The sequence below is a fragment of the Nostoc sp. C117 genome (genome assembly GCF_043099735.1).
Taxonomy (GTDB): Bacteria; Cyanobacteriota; Cyanobacteriia; order Cyanobacteriales; family Nostocaceae; genus Nostoc.
On sequence record NZ_CP170991.1, the window covers coordinates 3,041,992 to 3,064,560 of the forward strand.

At 40.5% G+C, this 22,569-nt stretch carries 14 protein-coding genes and 2 pseudogenes; 5 read left to right on the forward strand and 11 right to left on the reverse strand.

Annotated features, from left to right (window positions below):
• Positions 1 to 103: 103 nt before the first annotated feature.
• The 7 genes from ACFG4S_RS13410 to ACFG4S_RS13440 all read right to left on the reverse strand — a co-directional run bounded on the left by ACFG4S_RS13410 (position 104) and on the right by ACFG4S_RS13440 (position 10,578).
• Positions 104 to 4,747, reverse strand: coding sequence for an amino acid adenylation domain-containing protein (locus ACFG4S_RS13410; protein WP_392535267.1), 4,644 nt, complete (start codon positions 4,745 to 4,747; stop codon positions 104 to 106).
• 50 nt (positions 4,748 to 4,797) lie between these two features.
• Positions 4,798 to 6,312, reverse strand: a complete 1,515-nt coding sequence (locus ACFG4S_RS13415; RefSeq protein WP_392535268.1) for a 3-oxoacyl-[acyl-carrier-protein] synthase III C-terminal domain-containing protein — start codon at positions 6,310 to 6,312, stop codon at positions 4,798 to 4,800.
• 64 nt (positions 6,313 to 6,376) lie between these two features.
• On the reverse strand, positions 6,377 to 6,811 hold the full coding sequence (locus tag ACFG4S_RS13420) for a holo-ACP synthase (RefSeq protein WP_392535269.1): 435 nt from the start codon (positions 6,809 to 6,811) through the stop codon (positions 6,377 to 6,379).
• Positions 6,811 to 8,148 carry an anthranilate synthase component I family protein gene (locus tag ACFG4S_RS13425; protein WP_392535270.1) on the reverse strand — a complete coding sequence of 446 codons (1,338 nt, stop codon included), beginning with the start codon at positions 8,146 to 8,148 and terminating at the stop codon, positions 6,811 to 6,813. Before ACFG4S_RS13425 ends, ACFG4S_RS13420 begins: the two co-directional genes overlap by 1 nt.
• Positions 8,149 to 8,173: 25 nt before the next feature.
• Positions 8,174 to 9,736 carry a benzoate-CoA ligase family protein gene (locus ACFG4S_RS13430; RefSeq protein WP_392535271.1) on the reverse strand — a complete coding sequence of 521 codons (1,563 nt, stop codon included), beginning with the start codon at positions 9,734 to 9,736 and terminating at the stop codon, positions 8,174 to 8,176.
• Positions 9,737 to 9,897: 161 nt separating this feature from the next.
• Positions 9,898 to 10,296, reverse strand: coding sequence for a holo-ACP synthase (locus ACFG4S_RS13435; protein WP_392535272.1), 399 nt, complete (start codon positions 10,294 to 10,296; stop codon positions 9,898 to 9,900).
• A 3-nt stretch (positions 10,297 to 10,299) separates the two neighbouring features.
• Entirely contained in the window at positions 10,300 to 10,578 is a 279-nt protein-coding gene (locus tag ACFG4S_RS13440; protein ID WP_392535273.1) for an acyl carrier protein, read from the reverse strand.
• Between the two features lie 969 nt (positions 10,579 to 11,547).
• Here ACFG4S_RS13440 and ACFG4S_RS13445 point away from each other — a divergent pair.
• From ACFG4S_RS13445 to ACFG4S_RS13460, 4 genes and pseudogenes are all read left to right on the forward strand, one after another.
• Positions 11,548 to 14,250: a TonB-dependent siderophore receptor gene (locus ACFG4S_RS13445; protein ID WP_392535274.1), complete on the forward strand. Its 2,703-nt coding sequence runs from the start codon at positions 11,548 to 11,550 to the stop codon at positions 14,248 to 14,250.
• 123 nt (positions 14,251 to 14,373) lie between these two features.
• Entirely contained in the window at positions 14,374 to 14,553 is a 180-nt protein-coding gene (locus tag ACFG4S_RS13450) for a hypothetical protein (protein WP_392535275.1), read from the forward strand.
• A gap of 145 nt (positions 14,554 to 14,698) precedes the next feature.
• A pseudogene (locus ACFG4S_RS13455) lies at positions 14,699 to 14,749 on the forward strand (hypothetical protein); the annotation flags it as partial.
• A 123-nt stretch (positions 14,750 to 14,872) separates the two neighbouring features.
• Positions 14,873 to 15,238 (forward strand): annotated as a pseudogene (locus ACFG4S_RS13460) (transposase); the annotation flags it as partial.
• Positions 15,239 to 15,288: 50 nt separating this feature from the next.
• Here ACFG4S_RS13460 and ACFG4S_RS13465 read toward each other — a convergent pair.
• From ACFG4S_RS13465 to ACFG4S_RS13475, 3 genes are all read right to left on the reverse strand, one after another.
• Positions 15,289 to 17,307, reverse strand: coding sequence for an ABC transporter ATP-binding protein/permease (locus tag ACFG4S_RS13465; protein ID WP_392535276.1), 2,019 nt, complete (start codon positions 17,305 to 17,307; stop codon positions 15,289 to 15,291).
• A 183-nt stretch (positions 17,308 to 17,490) separates the two neighbouring features.
• Positions 17,491 to 18,876, reverse strand: coding sequence for an MFS transporter (locus ACFG4S_RS13470; protein WP_392535277.1), 1,386 nt, complete (start codon positions 18,874 to 18,876; stop codon positions 17,491 to 17,493).
• Positions 18,877 to 19,082: 206 nt separating this feature from the next.
• Positions 19,083 to 20,372, reverse strand: coding sequence for a glycosyltransferase family 4 protein (locus ACFG4S_RS13475; RefSeq protein WP_392535278.1), 1,290 nt, complete (start codon positions 20,370 to 20,372; stop codon positions 19,083 to 19,085).
• A gap of 174 nt (positions 20,373 to 20,546) precedes the next feature.
• On the opposite strand from ACFG4S_RS13475, the gene ACFG4S_RS13480 reads away from it, so the two are divergent.
• Positions 20,547 to 21,380: an aldo/keto reductase gene (locus tag ACFG4S_RS13480; protein ID WP_392535279.1), complete on the forward strand. Its 834-nt coding sequence runs from the start codon at positions 20,547 to 20,549 to the stop codon at positions 21,378 to 21,380.
• Between the two features lie 85 nt (positions 21,381 to 21,465).
• Here the strand turns inward: ACFG4S_RS13480 and ACFG4S_RS13485 are convergent, their stop codons facing one another.
• Entirely contained in the window at positions 21,466 to 22,449 is a 984-nt protein-coding gene (locus ACFG4S_RS13485; RefSeq protein WP_392535280.1) for an isopenicillin N synthase family dioxygenase, read from the reverse strand.
• Positions 22,450 to 22,569 lie beyond the last annotated feature (120 nt).

Consider the following 22,569-nt stretch of genomic DNA (forward strand, 5'->3'; position numbering starts at 1 on the left):
CGTAGTTACAACCAGTAAAGACTTGTACAAATGTAATTATGAATTACGAACTTGTACTGAGTTTCGACTACGCTCAACTACCGCGTAGGCGAAGTATTACGAACTACGAATTAGTAATGATTGACCTTTGGAACCGTTGTTTTAGCCGATTTTTTCCTGCTTTTAATTCTTTCTCTAATTCCGTACTTTGTTGCTGTAAAGAAATTCTTGGTTTCTCTTGGCTTAAATGATTAGCCAAACTCTTAATTGTTGAGTATTTAAACAAATCTACCATTGAAATATCTAGCATTTCTTCAGGTAAAACTTCTTTCAGATAACTGTAAATTTTTGTGATGAGCAAAGAATCACCACCCACATCAAAAAAGTTATCGTTAATGCCAACCTTTTCTAATTCCAAGACTTTTTGCCAAACACCAGCAACAGTTTGCTCAATCTCAGTCTCTGGTGCTATATAACTATCTGAACTTTGCAGCAAACTTTTTTGCTTTTGCAGTTGACTACGGTCTATTTTACCATTTGCAGACAGAGGTAGTTTTTCCAAGCTCGTATATGCAGAAGGTACCATATAATCTGGCAGTTTCTGCTGTAAGTATTTTTGTAAATTACTTGCTTTAAACCTCTTCACAGATAACGGTGCTTGAGCAAGTACAACTTCAAAACCAATGCATTCAGATACAGAATTAGGTCTAGTTAGAAGTACGCTATCTTGAAATCCAGAATGAGCCAACATTGTTTGCCATTCTGATCCTGAAATCAACGGATGAACTTGCCGTAAATCATGATCTTCAAAAACATCAAATCCCTGCTGCAATCCCATATTTAAATCGAAAAACTGTTGAAATTTAGTTATTTCGACTATTACCAATAAACCCGCAGGAGCCAACAAAGATTTGATATTATCTAAAGTTTGAGTAATGTAACGAGTGTCGTGCAACACAGCCGATGCAATCACTACATCAAAACTATGAAGCTCATAACCTTGTTCTTGAGGAGTTTTTTCTAAATCATATAAATTGTAGCTGATAAATGGATATTGAGCAAGATTGTTCTTAGCATTTTGTAAAAAATAATTGGAAATATCAGTAAATATGTAAGTTGTATCTAATGGTAATTCCGGTAATATATGAATCGTCGTTACACCCAGACCTGCACCAACTTCTAAAATCCGCAGTGGTTTTCCTGACAACCGATTTTGCACCACTGATTTCATGATTTCCCCAACAATGTAATTACAGTAAGGAAATAGCTTTTGGTAAATTAAGGGCAAGTATTTACTAGCATATATTTCGGCTGCTTTAATTTTCTCAGTAATAATATCTGCCAAATTTTCTGAGGCAAAATCAAGCCAACTACTTTCAGAATCATTAAACAACAGAACTTCAGCCAGTTTTGCTCGTCCTTGGATTTGTAACTCTGATAAACTCACTTCTGGTAAAGCAACAGAACTAGTGAATATCTCACCTTCTTGCTCTAACCAACCTGCTTTTACTAGTGCTGTTAATGCTCGATACAACCAATGTCGATAGCGAGGCGCAATCCCACACTGAGAAATTAATTGATCTAGATCGTATTTCTCGCCAACAGAGTTAAAAACTCCGAGTTTTTTAAATGCTTGACAGACAGAGTTAGTGTGCAAATGTCCTAAAGTTTGTAATAAATCTAAGACATTTTCTCCACTTGCTTCCCAGATAACTTGTTGAGCTTGTTTTTGACCGGCTTCCACAACAGATTGCCAAATTTGCTGAGATTTGGCTGGGTGTGCCTCTTCCACTTCAAAAATATCTGCTGCCTGATTTGGTTCTGGAACTAAATAAGCTAATAATTGTTTTTTCTGGTGTTGTTCTCCCACGGCGGTAACAACAGCAACACGTACTGCTGGATGCTGTGACAAAGCTGCTTCAATTTCTCCAGCTTCGATGCGGTGTCCCCGAATTTTGATTTGGAAATCTATTCGTCCTAAAAATTGAATGTTGCCGTCTGGTAGATAGCAACCAAGGTCTCCTGTTTGGTAAATACGATCGCCTGTACGAGGATGAGAAATAAAGCTGGCGGTGGTCTTTTCTTCGTTACGCCAGTAGCCTTTGGACAGTTGCACGCCAGCACAGTACATCTGACCTGGAACCCAAACAGGGCAATCTTCTAGGCTTTCTTTCAAAATATAGTATTTTGAGTTAGCCATTGGTTGACCATAAGGAATACTCTTCCAAGTTGGATTGACTTCTTCTATGAGATAACCAATATTCCAAATCGTAGTTTCAGTAGGGCCACCAATACTGAGTATTTGTACTTCTGGGACTAAAGCTCTGATTCGTTGAGGAAGAGAAACTGGTAGCCAATCTCCGCCTAAAATTGCCAAACGCAAGCTTTTAGGTAGTTCCACAGATTGCTGTTCGGCATAGTTGACCAACATCTCCATCATTGCTGGTACAGTATTCCACAGTGTAACTTGCGATCGCGCCATCAAAGCAGCCCAGCGATCGGGGTCTTTAATACCACAGGCGTCGGGTATGACAATTGCACCGCCAGCACTCAAAAGCCCAAATATGTCATAAACAGACAAGTCATGAGACAGAGAAGTGAGAGCCAAAATCCGGTCTGTGGAACTCACGTTAAAGCGTTTGTTTGTGTGAATCACGACATTCACAACATTCCGATGAGTAATCATCACCCCTTTGGGTAAACCAGTGGAGCCAGAGGTATAAATGACATAGGCTAAATCATCGGGTGTCTGAACTGGCTGTAATGGCTCTTGACTTTCAACAGCGAGTTCTTCTGTATCTATGCACAGTCGTTGAATGTTCGCTGGCCACTCCAGTTTTTCATTTAGCCACGATTGCGTCAGAACAATCTGAACTTCACCATTTTCTAATAGATATTCCCGTCGCTGTTGAGGTAATCCTGGCTCAATGGGTAAATAGGCGGCTCCAGCAGCTAAAACTCCCAACACTGCGATGATTTGCTCCCATCCTTTCTCCATAACTATGGCGACAAGCTCGTTGGGACGAACTCCCAAACGGCGTAGCCGATGACCAAGTTGATTGGATAGGTTGTATAGTTCTTGATAAGTCAGGATACCCTGAGATGAAATGATCGCAGGTTCTAATCTGCGATTCTGCACTTGGGCTGCAAATAAAGTGTGCAACATCTCATCAGGAAGTGTTGCTGTGGTGGCATTGACGGCATCCCGCAGAGCTAATTGGGCTGGAGGTAGTAATTGTCTAGTCTTCTCCAACCAAACAGAATCAGAATTTGCCAACTGTTTGAGGAAAAGACAATAAGCCTCAAACATATCGTTGACAAGATTTTCTGGAAAGAGTTCTTCAACTACATCCCAGTTGAATGTCAATTCCTCTTTTTCTTCCCAGACTTGTATATCCATCCAAGCCTGAGAAGCTTGACTGATGCCATAGACTAGTTCGCCAAAATGACTGAATGTTAAGGTTTCTTGGCCAAGGGAGCGAAAACCGAGAGTACTGGTAAAGACAATTGGCATGGCGCTGGGGCCTGTACCTTTTTGCCGAGCTAGTTCTCGTACCACACGCACACCACTATAGTAGCGATGTTCTAAATCTTGCCAAAGTTGCTTTTGTAAGCGCAGGGAGCGGTCAGTAAATGCTTCGGGCGTAGAGTTATCTACTGTCAACAGAGTAACGGAGGTGAAGTCTCCTAAGATGTCATTTACTTGTTGGTGTAGCGGCAAGCGATTAAATAGGGCTAAATTAATCGTAAATTGGGTATTTTTGCCCCAAAGTGTCAATATTTCGGCGAAAGCAGCCAGCAAGACACCAGAGGGAGTTAAACCGACTTGAGCGGCTCGCTGCTTCAATTGCTGCCAAAGGGTTCGTTCTAGTTGGGAATGATAACGTTTACAACGATGTTGTTTGAGTTCTTTGGGATTTTTAGCTAGAGGTAAGTCTGGGGCTGGAGGTATGCTTTCTAGACGGTTGAGCCAATATTTTTGCGATCGCTTGTATAATTCTGTTTCTTGCAAAGACTGTTCTGCTAAGGCATAATCTCGAAAGGAAAGCTCTAGGGATGGCAATACTACATCAGGATTTTGGTAGATTTGAAACCACTCATCAAATAAACGAAATAGACTCCAAGCATCAAATACTTGCAAATCGTAGCTGATGTGTAGCCGAACGTGTCCTTCATCCAAACGTGTGGCGCTAAATTCAAATAGAGGCCACTGGTCAGATGGTAGCACTTGATGAGAAAGGCGATCGCGCACTCCTTCTAGTTGTGCGTTGACAAATTCCTTATCCTGTCCCCGCAAATCTAAAATTTTCATTTCATAAGCAGGTACTTTCTCCAAAATCTGCTGCTGTCCATTGGGACGTACCACAGCACGCAACATATCATGGCGTTCAATTAATTTTTGCAGTCCCCAGTTCAAGTGTTCTAGGTTAAGGTCATGACCGGCAATTTCGTAGTAACCATGATTGGATACACTACCTAACTCCAACGCTCCATTGCGCCCTACCCAAAAAGCGTGCTGCATATCAGTCAGGGGAAAAGGTTCGTAGCGATCGCTTGGCGCTGGTACAATTTTCGGTAAATCCGTAAAACTTGCACTGATGCTGTTCTCTTGCAGAAATCGCAGAATCTCTAATTTATGTTCAGCCAATGAGTTACGTAATTCTGAAGTTAGTACTCCCTTGGGGGCATCAACATCTAGTAAATCTCCATTAGCAGCTAGTTTTACGCCTTTGTCAGAGAGACTGGTTAAAAGTGAACGCAAATCCATGATTTTAGCTTGATATTTAGGTTTTTATGATGCGAACAATGTTGCCTGGTTTAGAAACTCAATTTTTCTCTTTCTTCTAGATTTAAGTCAGCAGAGGCGATCGCTTCTGATACAGTTAGGCTGGCTAAGGTTAATTGGTTCAGTAATAGTTCGGCGAGTTGAGCTATGTTATTAACTAAAAATTTATCTATAGGCACTTGCACTTGTAGATTGGCCTCTATTTTGCGCCTGAGTTCAATAGCCATTAAAGAATCAAGTAATGAAGCAGTAGACTGCTGGGTGTTAAGGCTGCTTAAAGGTAGCTGTAGCGAGGCAGCCAACCATTCCAGAAGATAAGTTTCTAGCATTTGCTGTTGTTGCTCTGGTTTAGCAGCCAACAGTTTTGCTTTTGAAAAAGTCGCTTGTGTTGCAGTGAAGACTTTTTCTTGGGAAAGACAATCTTCTGCTGTTGGTTCAGACCTAACGCTAATTGGGGGGGCTGGAACTTGTCCAAGGGCTACATCACCCCAACGCATAACAACTGCTGCGGCAGTAGCTGCGGCACCGTTAGTATAAACCAGAACTAAACTATTTTCGCTAATTTTTCCCTCTGCTGCTGCATGATACAAATTGGCGATGGGAAGTACTGGCCCGATATTTGCATATCGCGGGTAGAGATTAATTGTTCGCTGTTTATCGATACCTAATGCTCGCGTACAAACATCGACATACCAAGCAGTAGGAGTATTGAATGCAAAAAAATTAATATCATCAAGGGTGACACCAGCAGCAGCAGTTGCACTGTAGCAGCAGTTACGGACAAAATCTACTGCTGTTTCTGCCAGCATACTAGCATTGTTACCCGTGTGAGTACAAATTCGCGGCTTGCCTTGTGCATCTGTTGTCAGTTTATATGAGTATGCACCATGTGTAGCGATCGTATTGACGATTTTAGTACCCAGAATTCCCTGATTAGGTTTAAGCAAATCAACCACAAAGGCTCCAGCACCATCACCCATTGACCATGAGAGTGTGTCTGCTTCATCTACAGCATTAGATCCAATCTGAGAGATAACTACTAGTACGTTACGATAGGTTCCAGTTTGTACCAGAGCGCGAGCATTTTCAAGTGCCACTAAAGCACTAGAGCAAGTTGACTCCAAATTCCATGCAGGGCAGCATAGTTTTAATTGTTCGGCTAAATAAATAGCATTTCCAGTCCCGACTTGTTCGGAGAAAAGCGAAGCGACAATCATGAGTCCAACTTCACTGGGAGCAAGTTTTGCAGCCTCTAGAGCATCTTTGGCGGCGCGATATTCTAACGTTAGGGATGACTCTTGAGAACTAAGCACCCGTCGTTCAATATTACCTCGAAAGGGGTCTGATAAGTATGGTGCTACTGCTATTGACCAAATGTCCAGTCCATTGTTGTCGGTAGTCAAGTCATCGGATTTAGACCTCCTTGGGTTTCGGAGTTTTGTTTGTGTAAATAGATCGGGATACTTGTTTTGCCAGTATTCATTTCTCCGAATGATATCGGGAAAGCTAACTGCAAGTGCGCGAATACCTACTGAAAGGTTAATCATTTGAAAAAGGGAATAGGGAACAAATCAATTCAAAATTCAAGAAGTCCTACGTCCTGCCTTTTACTTAGAGAGCGATCGCACTTGCCGTTGCATAAGATGATACATGGCTGATGCTAACTAACCATTTGGTAATTCCAAGTGCTACTGCAATTTCTTGACATTTGCCATCTAGCAATATTGCTGGTTTACCTGTTGATAATCGTTGTACTTCCAAATCCAGCCAGAAACAATCTTGGTTATATTCAACGCCAAGGATTTGAAGTACAGCTTTTTTGACGCAGAAACGACCAGCCAAATACTGAATACGATGATTACCAAATCCAGATGCACTCAACTCACGTTCTGTAAACCATTGCATCTCAAAAGACCTACCTGCTGGTTCTATGAGTTTTTTAATAGAACTTATAGTCACGATATTAATACTATGACCAATGACTTTGAGAGCATCAGGCTCAAAGGTGAGCAGGTTTACAGGTATTTCAGACTCAATTGTAAACATCAGATTAACTTGGTTTCAGGCTGCAAAACTAAATTGGTCAACATCGTATTCATTTTGTTGACAGACTCGATGTACTCTTTTTCTGGAACTGATTCAGCCACAATACCAGCGCCAGCATTTAAGTGAATAGTATTTCCGTATTGATAAACTGAGCGAATAGCGATCGCAATATCTGATGAACCATTGCTATCTACCCAACCAATACCACCAGCATAGATCCCTCTTGGCTCGTCTTCCAAGCGATTAATCCATTCTAAAGCTTTTTCTTTATCAATCCCAGAGACTGTAATTCCGGGAAACAATACCTTCAAAGCATCCCATAAGGTATTACCTATTTTGAGTTTACCACCTACTCGTGATGATAGATGTTGTACACATCGGTACTTTTTAACCTCCATAAAGTCAAAAATGCGTACACTTTCTGGTAAACACAAGGAAGCAATCTCACTTTGTGCTAACCAGGCTGAGAGTGAGTGTTCTTTCACTTCTTTAGCATCAGTAAATAATTCATCACTTAAGCGTGTATCTTCTTGGAGATTTTCACTACGAGGGCGAGTTGCAGCTAGCGGATTCGTGATCACAGACCCATCTGCATTGGTTTCCATTAGAATTTCCGGGCTAAAGCCAACTGCACGCACATCTCCGGTATCTAAACAATAAGAACGTGCTGCATTATTGGCTCTAGATCCTACTACATAAGTTCCGATGACATCTAAATCGCCGGGTACTTTGACTGAGCGAGAAATTATCGCTTTGTGCAAATCACCTTCTTTAATCGCTTGGATGAGAGTCTTAATGCGATTTTGATAAACTTCGCGATCGCTAAAATCTAATTCCAAAGATACTGGTGTATAGTTTGGCAGTTGATTATCAATAAATAGTTGACTTTTTATTTGTTCTAATGACTTAGTAGTTTTGATATGGACTCCTTCTACTGTACAGTGAATTTCAGTTTCTGGAATCATAAAATAAAGCAGTTCTTGCGGGATTGCTTTAGAGTATGAAGAGTAAAAACGAGCTATATCAAACGCTATATAACCATAAGCTGTCCAATTTTCAACATTCAAAGACTTGAGTAGATTCTCTACTTGCTTTAAAGGATCGATAACTGGCTCACAGTCAGAATTATCTGAACCGTTAATCGAGACAAAATCTTGGTTTACCGCCACCCTAAATAACTCATTACCAGCAATACGAACCTCATTTTTACCTTCATACATGACATATTTTGTAATAATTCCAGCTTCTAGTAGGTTCTTGAGGATGACGATGGGTTCTCTTTGTCCAGGAACAAATGCTTCTTGATACTTTATTTCGGTCTTTAACTCCGTTACCATCTATTTCATCCTTGTAAGTGATTAGTTAATTAATTGCTTTTGTCGCTAAAGTATGCTTTTTACCTAATATTTTGCGATTAATTTTACCAGTCGAGGTGCGTGGTAATTTTTCTAAAAAGTAAACTTTTTTTGGAGCCTTAAAATGAGGTAATCGCCGTTTAGCAAACTTCCGAATACTATCCTCTACTTCCGGCGAAGGCTTTTCTCCCGGTTTGAGGCTGACATAAACAACTACCTGAATCAACTCTTCCCCATTGTTTGACTCTGGTACTGCTGCTACCTCAAAAATTTGCGGATGCTGATGCAAAATATCTTCAATTTCTAAAGGTGATAGCCATTGACCATTAACTTTAAAAAGGTCATCCTGACGACCCATAAACCAGAAATATCCTTCTGCATCGCATAAATATTTATCTCCGGTTCGCATCGTCTTACCATAGATAACTTTTCGCGTTTGTTGCAGTCGGTTCCAGTACCCTAACATCAGGCTTTCTCCACTCACTTGAAGGTCGCCAATCTCGCCAGCACTACAAGGAAAACCATTTTCGTCAATCACCCGAACATCGTAACCAGGAACCGACCGACCAGAACTGCCTGGTTTACACTTTCCTACTTGATTAGTCAGAAAAATGTGCAAAAATTCAGTCGTGCCAATACCTTCACAAATTTCATGATTGTAAGTCAAAAGCCATTTATGCCAGATACTTTTAGGCAATTGTTCAGCAGCTGATACACATAAACGTATAGAGGAAATATCTAAAGGAGAAATTTCATGTGCGCTGAGAATACTTGCATAAGCGCTGGGTATACCAAACAAGACTGTAGGTCGATAGTGGTGGATATCAGTAATGATGTCAAAAGCATTATTGGCATCAGATAGTATAGATGCTGCACCAACAGCCATTGGCATATAGAGAGTATTACCTAAACCATAGGCAAAGGGCATCTTAGCAACTGAATAGATGATGTCATCTTGATGCAAGCCCAGGATGATTTTTCCATACTGTTCTGCACACACCACCATACTTTGATGAAGATGAATCACACCTTTAGGCTGTCCTGTACTCCCAGAGGTGTAAAGCCAGAAAGCTGGTTCATCACGGGATGTTTCGGCACAAGGTAATGCTGACTCTTGTTGAGTTAGTAAAGAAATTAAGGGATTTTCACCATCTGCTAAGAGAGTATGGCGTAAGAACTGAGACTGAATGGGAGCTAGTTTTTCTTGCCACTCTTGGGTAGTTACTAAAAGTCTGGCGCGTGAATTTTGCAGGATATACTGAATTTCATCCAAACTACAAGCAGTATTAATCGGAACAGGTATAGCTCCTAACCAGATAGCACCCCAAAAAGTAAATACAAATTCTGGAGTGTCGGATAAGAGAATGGCTATGCGATTTTCCCGTTCTAAATCGAGATGAGATAATAGTTTAGCTGTGCGTTGGACAAAGCTGTTCAGTTGGCCATAGGTGTATGTCTCACCTTGATAGTAAAAGGCTGTTTTGTCACTACGTCCTTGTACTAGGTTGCCCTCTAAGAAGTAAGCTGCAACGTTAAAGACCTCTGGTAACTTTTCTGAAATACTATCCATCCAATTTTCCTGTGAGGCTGATATGGTTCACTAGACTTCTTGCAGAAGTCGGGAAAAGAGGAGGGGGCAAAGGGTAAAGGTTTTGTATTTAACCCTTCCCCTTTACCCTTTACCCTTTACCCTTTTCCCACAAGAGTGCAAAAAGCACTTTTGCAAGAGGTTTACTGAGCAAGGACTTGAACTAGTACGTGTTGATCCCAATAGCACCAAGTAGCCAATAATTCTCTGATGCCTTGTTGTTTTGCTTGGATACTTGCTTCTCCTTGCAAATTAATTATTAATTTGCTGTGTGTGATGTCTACTTCAATTTCATTCCAACCAATCCCAGCTAATCCAGTTCCCAAGGCTTTACCTACGGCTTCTTTGGTAGCAAAGCAGATTGCATAATCCTGTTGGGGATTATTAGCTGCTTGACAACGGTCGATCTCACCAAGAGTAAACAGTAAATTTAAGGTTTCGCGATCGTGTCGGTCAATCAATCTAGTAATTCTTTCGATAGGTGTGATGTCAATACCAAGCCCCTTAATACTGACAGTTCTACTAGAGAAGAGGGAAGCCATTGCCTAGCCAAAATTTTTCGATATAGTTGCGCTGTACTCAGGATTTACAAGCATTGCAGCCTGCACCAGATGACCAAATTGAGCCAACGTCATATCTTGCCGACCTTCAAGTTTGACACTAACTCCCAACTGACGTTTGAGTTCTAAGGATACTTCTACTGTTTCAGTGGAATCAAGCTGTAAATCCTTACGCAGTAAAGCATCTGGATAAAGCAACTCTTCGGTAATACCTAAATCAGTAAGTATTTTATTGATAGTTTCCATCACTTTTAGAGTATCCATAAAGCAAAACCTCTCAATGCGTTTGAACTAGAGGATTTATGGCAGTTCTTAATTATCTAAGATATATTCTCATATCAAGCCTGGCTGATTACTTAGTAATGAGAATAATTTGCATTTTAAAGGAGAAGTTTTTGAATCCAAGTGTCACTCACAGGTTGTTTTAAAAGTCCTGATTTCACTCAGTTTTACAAATATTTCATGTCCTTTTTAGTGCAAATTTGCACGTTATTCGCTTGAGTTTGTATTAAAACTCTTTTTTAGAACATCTGTGGTTGAAAAACTAAATCAAGTTTCACTGTATATAGGAAAGATTTTCATTAACTTTGAGTAGCTTATTACAGAAATCATCTCTTAGCAAGCCCTAATTTCAAGTTCTATGTAGTAAAGAAAATTCTCTAATGAGCAAAAAGGTCTAAGAATAGGCTATTTCAGCAGTATCTAGCTTGCAACAATATAATTAAATATATGGTAACAGCGACCAGAAGATAGAAATTATTTATCAATAAGCTAGGCAGAGCGATCGCTAGCCTGGGTTTTATCCAGTGGTGAGAGATAAGCTACATCTGCGAAATTCTCAAGTTTTCTTGCGTTGCACTGCATCATGCTTCACAAACATCGCAAGTTTCAGTATGCTGCTAAAAATAAATGATATAGTTTATCATTTATCTGGAGATAAAAATATTTCTATTGCTTGTTATCTTCAGCACTAACAAGCCCCGCCTAAGACAATGAGAATCTGCCCAGTCGTTGACTCAATTCGATTTGGAGTTTTTCAAGTGACAGTCAAACAACCACCAATATGAGAATTACTACTATTATTGGTATGATGTAGCCGCTCTGAGTCAGCTGTATTCCTTAAATTTTAATAAAAATTTTTTTTAATAAAGTCCATCTATATGAAATTATAAGTATTGAGAATATTTTTTATTAAATTTTCCCCGCTTGATTACAGCAAACGGGAAAAAGAGTGTGGGTGAACAAATGAAACTGCGGCTATTACTTCAATTTTTGTTACTGACAGGTTCTGCTTGGCTCTTATTGACAAATTCTGCTAATGCAGAAGAGAGACAGGTATCTAGCTACACAAATAGGATAATTGCAAATACTAATCAACAATTACCCCTATTGAGTACAGGACAGTCTATTGAGTCAAATAGAAATCACCGACTGAGTGAGGTAAATTTGCCACTCAAGAGTGCAGATAGACTTGTGCAGTCACCAACACTAAACTCGCCGCCTACAAATGAAATCATTGAAGTGACATCAGTCAAGGCCAATGGCACAGATAAAGGTGTAGAGGTGATTTTAGTAACTTCCAAAGGTCAGCAGTTGCAAGTATCGAATCGCAATGAGGGAAATAACTTTATTGCTGATATCCCGAACGCACAACTACGTCTACCCAATGGCGATGCATTCACATTTCGCTCCCAAAAACCTGTTGTTGGGATTAGTGAAATAACTGTTACTAATCAAGATAGTAATACTATCCGACTTACAGTGACAGGTGAAACAGGTGTGCCAGTTGTAGAGTTGTTTGATAGTGATGAAGGTTTGATATTCGGACTGATACCTGTTGCATCTTCGGCACAAACGCCGCCCACTCCACCACAACCAGAGAATCAAACTCCATCAGAGAAACCATCGCCACAAACTGATGAACCGATTGAACTGGTGGTGACAGGTGAGCAAGACCATTATTTTGTCCCCGATGCTTCGTCTGCAACCAGAACTGATACCCCAATCAGGGATATTCCAGCATCTATTCAAGTGATTCCTCAACAGGTGATTAAAGACCAGCAAATCACTCGTTTGGATGAAGCACTTCGTAATGTCAGTGGTGTCACATTTGCGGGAAATAATGACAATCGAGGTATTAGGTTTAGTTTGCGAGGGTTTGGAGCACAGGCATATTCGGGGAGTGTCCCTGTGTTGCGAGATGGTTTTAGGGTATACGGAAGTCAGGGGTTTCCAGAAATTTCCAACTTGGAGCGTGTTGAAGTCCTCAAAGGACCAGCTTCTATTCTCTACGGCGACATTGATCCAGGGGGTGTAATTAACCTAGTTTCTAAGCAACCACTAGCTGAACCATTTTATGAAGCTGAACTACAAGTAGGTAGCCAAGCATTTGTGCGTCCTCGCTTTGATATTTCCGGCCCATTGACAACCGATGGCAAGGTTCTTTATCGACTGAATGCTTTATACCAATATAGTGAGAGCTTTCGGAACTACGACAACGATCTCGAACGCTTTTTTGTAGCACCGATTGTGACCTGGAAAATAGGCGATCGCACTAATTTAACTTTTAACTTGGAATATACCAAAGATAATAGTCCTGCCGACTTTGGTATTGTTGCCTCTAACAACGGAATTGTTGACGTTCCTCGTAGTCGCGTCAGTAATAATCCCAACGACACTATCGAGAATAGTTACCTCAGTGTTGGCTACAATTTAGAGCATAAATTTAGCGAAAATTGGACAATCCGCAACGCTTTTCGGTATATGTCTTACGACTACGATTACAGTCCTTTAGCATTGCCTTTCAGTTTTGATGGCACAACAGGAATACTGACTCGTTTGTTTGCCGATCAGGAAAACACCACAAAAGATTACTCACTTCAGACAAATGTAGTCGGAAAGTTAACGACAGGTTCCATTAAGCATACTCTTTTGGTAGGTGTTGACCTTAACGATAATGACGATAGCGGCAAAACTAGCGTTGGTGGCACAGATACTATTGATATTTTTAATCCTGTTTATGGTCCTGAACCCGATCCGAGTACATTAGGTATTTTGCTCAACACTACTAGCAACACCAAAAGACTCGGTATCTATCTACAAGATCAGGTAACGTTACTCGATAACTTGTTTTTAGTAGCAGGATTTCGCTATGACACGATAGATCAGACAGTAACTAATAACACAAATGGTAGTGAGCAATCGCAAACCAATGATGCCATCTCGCCTCGATTCGGGATTCTTTATCGAGTGATTCCAGAAATTTCACTCTACGCTAGCTATTCGCGATCGTTCAGTCCCAACACAGGAACAACAGTAAGTGGTTCTCCCTTAGAACCTGAAACAGGAGAAGGTTACGAAGTCGGTGTGAAAGCAGATTTGCTCTTAAACAAACTTTTCGCAAACTTGTCATACTTTGATGTCACAAAGCAAAATGTTGCTGTTGCCGATCCCGTTAATTTTGGCTCCTCTCTTGCTGTCGGTGAACAACAAAGTCGAGGGGTGGAACTGGATATTACTGGGGAAATCTTACCTGGATGGAATATCATTGCCTCCTACGCTTACACGGATGCTGAAGTTACAAAAGACACAAATTCAAATTCAATTGGCAGCAGATTAGCAGGTATTCCCAGGCACAGCGCAGGTTTGTGGACAACGTATGAAATTCAAAGTGGCGATTTACAGGGGTTAGGTTTTGGACTGGGATTTAACTATGTAGGCGCACGAGAGGGTGGATTACCAAATACTTTTCAAGCTGATAGTTACTTTGTTACCAATGCAGGGCTGTTTTATCGCCGTAATAATTGGCGATTTGGTTTGAATTTTAAGAATCTATTTGATGCCAATTACATTGCAACCGTCGGTGATAACCCAGTCAGAGGTAATGATTTCGGCGAACCATTTACTGTAATTGGTTCGGTAACATTTCAATTTTGATTCCAAACTTTCATGAATTAACAATTAGTAATTACGTTACAGATGGGGATTTAGACCCCACCTGTAATTTAGGTGGCATGAGGAATAACCCAACTTCCTTACCTGCATAGGGAACGCAAGGCAATGCCCAACCACTGGGGTTATTGCCATATCGCAGTCAATCTTTTAACTCAAGAAAAGCGTGTCAAATGCGTAATCAAAAATAAACAGTTTCTCGCGGCGATGGATAACAAATATTTACTAAGTATTTTAGCCCTAGTAGTCTGTCAAGCCAACTTTGCTTGGTTTGACAGGTTTTGGTAAGCTAATTGAAGTATTAGCTACGGTTAGCATTATGGCAAAGAAGTATACAATAAATTTGAGTAATGGAGAAGTAGCCTATCTGCGATCGCTAATCAAAACAGGTAAGAGTAAAGCAAGAACTATTGCTCGTGCCCACATTCTTCTGATGACTTCTGAGGGGGAAACCGATGCCACGAGCGCAGATAGGCTACGAGTTAGCGTCTCGAGAGTTGAGCGCACCCGCGCCAAGTTGATCAAAAATGGGATTGAGGGCACGCTTAATGACCGTCCTCATCCACCCAAACCACGGAAGCTAGATGGTTTTAATATTTATCACCGCGATGCTGATGTTATTCGTCTAGTAGTTGATAACCTGAACACACATAATCCAGCATCTTTGTATGAAGTTTTTGAGCCACAAGAAGCTCGTCGGATTGTCCAAAAATTAGAGTTTCACTACACACCAAAACATGCCAGTTGGTTAAATCAAGTTGAGATTGAATTCTCTGTTTTATCCCGACAGTGTTTAGAGCGACGCATAAAAGATGTACAAACATTATCGAATGAAATCGCCACTTGGGAACAACAACGGAATAATGTATCTGCCAGTGTCAATTGGCGCTTCAAAACCACTGATGCACGGACAAAGATGGAGCGGTTATACCCCACGTTCTCACCCTGCAAAGTTGGCTTGACAGACTACTAGTGCTGCGCACTCAGGTCATACACACAGCAACAGCGGCTCCCGTTACCAGGCTAAACTCTTACCCATTTCAATACCTTAGTATTTTTATCATAGCGATAGGTAATGCCGTCTCTATTAGTGATAGTTTCCCCTTTGCTTGCCTTACTTCTAATAGTAGTAACGGAATAGTCGGTTAATTCGTTCATTTCTTTATGAGACAACCCTGTGACTGTGGTTGTTTCTGATGGAATTAGAGATTTATCTTGAGACGAATCATCTATTTTTATTTCAGGATTTGTGGAAGGAATAGTGGCAATTGCTTTTTGAGTCCGATAATCCTGCACGGTCACAAGTCGCCAACTAGAATCTTGTGAAAGTTCCAAAACCCATTGATGATAATCAAACAGGCTTTCTCGATGCCCAACACTGATAAATGTTGTTTTCGTCTCTTGTAACTGTTGATATAACCTTCCTTCATTTTCCAAATCTAAAGCACTCGTTGCTTCATCTAAGATAGTAAAGCTAGGATGAGTAACTAACAGTCGTGCAAAAGCTAGGCGTTGTTGTTCTCCTATCGATAATATATTTTCCCAAGGAACTTCTGTATCAAAGCCATCGACTCGACTAAGTAAGTTTTGCAGGTTAACTTGTTGCAAAACTTCTTTGAGTTCTGCGTCGGTCATTTGACGACTGGTATTAGGATAGAGCAATTGTTCGCGCAAAGTTCCCAAAATTATATATGGGCGTTGAGGCAAAAACAAGACTTCTTCTAAAGGAGGTCGCACCAAACGACCAGTTCCCGCATTCCACAAACCAGCGATCGCTCTCAATAGAGAACTTTTACCTCGACCACTAGGGCCAACAATCAATAAACCTTCCCCCGGTTGAACAGATAATGATAAATCTTCAACGATTACCTGTTCATAGTTGGGCGTTTGTAAGGTGACATTTTCAAAAGCAAGATGGTTTTCTTCTATTATTTTAATAGTACTGACATTTTTGGGTTGCTTAGTTACTTCTTCTAAAGCATCTGAAAAGTCAGATAAACGCTCAACATAGCTAGAAAATCTTCCTGAAGTTCCAAATTCACTAATTAAATCTGCCATAGCGTTAGCAAACAAACCAGTAGCTAAACTGGCTTGGCCAACTTGTCCGAAATCAATTTCACCATTAATATATAATGGCCCAAGTACTAGAAACGGAAATATTTGGATAATAGCCTGATATCCTCTGTTAAAAATTTCCTTACCTCTCTCCCAATTAATCTTGCGTTCAATATTTTTTAGGAGATTATTGAATCGGCGATGAATTATATTTGATTCTTGCTTTTCTCCTTGAAAAAAAGCGATCGATTCAGCATGATTACGAACATGGTTTAGGGAATAATTATATTCAGCTTTAAGTTCAAGTTCCTCTTGATTAATCTTATTTAATTCTTGAGTTAAATAAATAGCAATCAAATTTCCTATGACCGTATAAACAAGCATAACAATAGCGATCTGTTGGGAAATTGACCAAACAATTACTAAAAAAGCGGTCATTTCCAGCACTTTTTCTAAGAAAGTAGCTGAAAACGAGAGAGCATTACTGGTAACGGGTTCAATTTCTTGAGCTATACGTTGATCTGGGTTATCAAGATCAGATTTAAAATTGATTCTATAATAAGCACGCTTACTCAAATATTTTGATAATGTCCGATTATTTAGCCATTTGTACCAATCAAGAGCAATTTTTTTTCTGACAAATTTAGAAAATCCTACCAAGAAGGTTACGCAGAGCAGACTAACACCGTAAATTGACAAGGTTTGAGTGAACTTAGTAATATCTTTCTCTTCAATAATCACATTGACTAAGTAGTTACTAATGAAGGTATTGAAGGCAGCTACGCCTACGAGCGCGATTATTAATAATATCAAGAGAATGAGCATAGCCCATGTGCGAATCACGTCTGAAAATGCTCTATCTCCTGGCTCTGTTGGATACCAATAAGGCCCTGCGATCGCTCTAACATTCTCCCAAAATCGATTAAAAGCCGACAATGGAGAAGTAGTATCTTTTAAGGTTTGATTGCGAAGAACTTGAGCTTGCATATTTTATAATAAGTACGTCGAAAATTTTCTATGCCTGTATAACTGAAATAAAGGAAAATATAGCTGGAAAATTTTACTGGATAAGCTTTTTAGCTATTGCTTTTTGGGAAATCATCCATACTTACCTTGTTTACTTTTAGTTAACTAAAAAATAAGAGTTTGAGTAAGACATTCTTTCAGACCTTAGAGGATATCTGAGGTTGGTACAGCTGCGATGCCGGCGGCGGACGTAGCCAACGCAACTTCATCAATCACATCAGGTAGTTCATCTTCCACAAATCGTAGGCGAGGGTAGAAGTAGGTAATACAAGTTGCTAAAATAGTTAAAATTCCCATGATGATGCACAGAAGTCCCATACCACGACCTGTGCCGACACCAATAATTTGTCCGATACTACCTGCCAACAAACCATCAGTAGCCATTAAGGGTTCAAACACCTTTTCTGCCAAAGGGCCTATTGTAATATAGCCTAGAGGTAAACCTACGGCTTCGATCGCTCCTTTAATAGAAAAAACTCTACCCTGCACTAATGGTTCTACTTTCGACTGAAAAATAGCTTGTGTTGAACTAGCAATTATTGGTCGGATCAAAAAGAATAAGAAGATGCCGACAATGAAGACATAAATAGAAGCTTGCAAACCGGCAACAAGAAGAAATACACCCGTGAGCAACATACAGCTATATATCGTATTCATATTACGCTCTAGACCTCCCCAGATACCAATCAGTAAACCCCCTGCTAAAATAGCAACGCCAAAAAGTGAAAGAATAGTCCCTAAAACTGTTACGGGAGCAAAAGATAACACTAGAGGTATAGTAATAACCTGAACACATCCTACAAGAAAAAGGCTATAAGCTGAAATAATTAATACTCCTAGTAGTCCTGGTCGAGCCAATAAATAGGTTAATCCATAAGTTGTTTCTTTGAGAAAAGAACTTTCCTCAATTGCAACAGCAGGAGTGCTGCATTTAGGAAACTGAACCAGCAACAAAAGAGTAATACTCAAAAATACCGTAGTTAAATGCAGCACGATAATCCCTTGCAGAGAAATCATCCCTAACAAGATACCTCCTAAAGGTGGTGCCACAAGCCGCGCCGTACCGTTCATGAAACTCAGCATTCCATTCGCACGGCCAAGGTGCTGTTTTGGTACTAGTAGGGTTATGGAAGCGATGAAAGCTGGTATCTGAAAAGCCATGAAGATAGCACTGAAGGTATTGGCTAAGTAAATGTGCCATACTTCCAATCGACCGATGATAAATAAAGCAGCGATCGCCACTGTTGCTAAAGTTGCAAATAAATCGCTGAGAATCATTGTCCATCTACGATCCCAGCGATCCACTAATAACCCAGCTACAGGTGCAAGTAAGATTAAAGGTAAAGTATTGGAAAGAGTAATAAGAGCAAATTGGGTGACAGAACCTGTCTGTTTGTAAACCCAAACATCCAAAGCAAATGCGGTGATGCTAGTACCAATAGATGCAATGAGCTGTCCCACCCAAACAATAATAAACAGTTTCATCTCACGGAAAATAGTCAGTGGCGTTTTTTCTATACTTGCTAACACGATCAACTCCTAAGTGTATGCCTATTCAAACTTTTAATCATTAGACCTGACTTGAAAATAGGGACTGGGGAATGGGGACTGGGGAAGAAATATTTTCATTTCTTCGTTGTGAACCGTGTTCATGGAGTCTCTTGCATAAGTTGAATAGACCCCCCTTAATCCCCCCGATATATTGGGGGGAAACTTGAAATATTGCCCCCTCCCCTTCATAAGGGGAGGGTTGGGGAGGAGTGATTCAACGATTTTTGCAAGAGGTCTATTTCTTGATATTGGTGCAATAGCTTTTGCGCCTGATGATCCCAATCAAACTTTTCAACTGCTTGTTGCTGTCCAAGTTCTCCCATTGCAATTCTGAGATTGTCATCTAAAAGCAGCCGTAGCATTGCGTCGGCTAAAGCATCCACATTCCCGCGTTCGACCAATAACCCTGTTTTCCCATCCTCTATCAGTTCAGGGAAAGCACCCCCACGGGTAGCAATAACAGGCAATCCCATCGACATTGCTTCGATAATCGGCATTCCAAATGCCTCATTCCAAACAGATGGAAAAATAAATATATCTGCTTGCTGATAATACTCAAATAGCTCGAAATGGGGAACTTTGCCTAGAAAAAAAACTGAATTGGCTGCGTTAGAAGCAATTCGCTCTTGCAATTGCGATCGATAGCTACCTTGGTAATAAGGAAGAATATTCTGAATTTGCGGGTCTTTTCTATCAAGTGTGTACCACGGTACTAATGCGGTTTCTGAACCGACAAGTTTTAGCTGTACTTGTGGATCGCGGGATACTACTTTATTAAAGGCATCGATTAAAACGTGTATACCCTTCTCTGGTGAGATTCTGCCCACAAAAAGTATTTGTTTAATATCTTTTTTTTTGGTTTCTCTATTGTGATGATCGGGGAGAGCAAAGTGACGAGTATCTGCACCATTATATAAAGTTTGGCTATTAATGTGAGGCAAATATTTACGAACCTGATTTTTTAGATAATCGCTGCACCCAATTACTAAATCGACTGACTTAAGGTGCTTTTTAACCATTATTGGATCAAACAATGGTAGAAAATCACTATGTATATGTAAGACAATTTTTGCTTGGGGATTATAGGCACGCATGAGGGGAACGAATTGAAAAACAATGTTTATATGAATTACATCACATTGCTGTGCTTGGATATCCTTGGCAACTTGTCGGTAAAATTCGCAATAAAATAATTTAGAGGCATAGAAAGGTCTTTGAGGATGAGATATATTCCAGATATCAAGAAAGTTTAATGGTTCTAATATTTTATCAACCCATGATTCGGGAATGCGGTGATAAGTAATGCCATCTTCGTGATATTCTAATTCTTGATAGTGACCTTTTGAGCCATAGAATAAAACTTCATGACCAGCACGAGCTAAACGTCGCGCCAAGGCATAAGACACTAGGCGTATCCCCCCAGTTTTAGGTGGTTCAGCTAGAGTTACAGGATAATCAAAAAAAGCTATTTTCATAAGGAGAAATTAAGATGATTTTGGGAATAAAATAGAATGTATTGGAAAGAAATAATACGATTTTCAGTTGTGGTGATTAGTATTCTAAATTAATCTAAAAATTGTGTTTTATTGTTCAATAATATCTGAGAATAAATGGAATTAGTTGGTAAGTTTTAAGTTAAGAAGTTGGTTATGAAAACTATTTGTTTACCATCAGGTCAATTGATGCCAGTATTGGGAATGGGGACTGCGGGACTGGGTGAAGCGATCGCCCAGCGTGACAATGAGATTGCTGCTTTGCGTCGCGGAATCGATTTAGGGATGACGTTGATTGATACGGCAGAAATTTACGGTGAGGGTAAGGCGGAAACGTTAATCGGCGAAGCGATCGCTAATTGTCGTTCATCAGTCTTTCTGGTTAGTAAGGTTGCGCCTCGCAATGCGATTGGGCAAGGGGCGATCGCAGCTTGCGAGAATAGTTTACGGCGCTTGCAGACAGATTATCTCGACCTCTATTTGTTGCATTGGCGTGGGCCTGTAGAGTTATCAGAAACTTTGGCAGCATTTGAGACGTTGAAACAATCCGGCAAAATTCGAGATTATGGCGTTGGCAATTTTGATGTTGAGGATATGGAAGAAGCCAGTGCTTTACCCGGAGGTGAAGCCATTGCGACAAATCAAATCCCCTACAATTTGCAGCATCGCAATGGTGAGTGGAAGTTGTTATCGTGGTGTCGGCAAAGAGAAATCCCGATCATGGCACATTCGCCTTTACTACAAGGCGAACTACTCAAACATCCCAAATTGCAATCAATTGCCCAGCAGCGCGGGGTAACAGTTGCACAGGTGGCGATCGCTTGGTTGTTGCATCAAGAGGCGATCGTCTTTCCCAAAGCCAGCAATATCACCCACGTTGAACAGAATCGCGCTGCCCTCGATTTGCAGTTAACAAAAGAAGAATTGAGTGCTTTGGACGTTGCTTTTCCCCCACCATCTGCACCTATTGCCCTGCTTGAAAATTGGTAACGGAATAATTCGTAATTCGTAATTCGTAATTCGTAATTAAGAAGTTTCTGGGGAGAACAGGCGATTTACTTTTGTCTGTTTCTTTTCATTTAGAACCATTAAATCTTTTTGCTAAATCTTCAGTTTTCTGTTTGTAATATTCTTTTGTGAGAATTGGGGTGTATTTAGGAGATTCACCTGCATCTAAGCAATTTTCAATACAGGCAATCTCTGTATCATCACCAGGGGAGAGAAAGAAAGCTAAGGAGTATCTTTCTGGAAGACTACGGGCATTGGCTGGCATCAGTACCCGATGTTTGGTAGCAGGGAATTTATCGTTTGTCCATCGCTGCATGACATCTGCGATAAAGACTATCGCTGTGTTAGGAAGTGGGGGCGCAGCAATCCATTCTCCGGCATTGGTGCAAACCTCTAGCCCGCCATTTTCATCCTGAAAGAGTAAGGAAAGACTGCCCCAATCTGTATGTTCCTCAAAGCGGGCTTCTCCGGGTTGGGGAGGTTCGGATACTTCATAGTAGCGATGCAACAGCCCATAGTCGGCTTGTTGAGGATGGCGATCGCTAAAGTAAGATTCTGGTAAGTTTAGGGCAATGGCGATCGCTTTGAGAATACGATTACCAGCGTCATGACAAGCTGTGAATAATTGCTGCACAGCATCACGAAAAGCGGGATGGTGTCCCAGGTGTTGATGAACCTGCTGCGCCACTGGGGAATCTGTATCGATCCGATCTGTTAAAACAGCTTCGCCGAAAACGAAGGCTTCCCGAAAGTCACCGTTATATTTAGTGTAAAAGTATCCGAGAGCTGCGCCGTCTTTCCAAGCTAGCTGTCTTTTTTCTGCCTCTGGTAGCGCAAAGAAGCCATTAGCATTACCAAAGGCTTGGTCAATTGCATTTTGGGGAACACAGTTTTTCAAGTAAAAGCAGCCAACTTCTTCAATGGTCTGTAAGACTTCAGAAGCGATCGCCTGTTTACTAGCAAAGTCACTAAAAATAAACTGATGGAAATCAAGGATGGGAATCTGCGTGGAACTGGTAGTTTGTTGTTCGAGTTGTTTAATGGAGTTCATAAGTTAAAAGGCGGTAGATTAATTGCGGTTATTTGGTTATTTTTAAACGCAAAGGAACGCAAAGGTATGCAGAATATTTGCGATGATAAAATGTCTTGCAAACCTCCTATATCAAGCCTT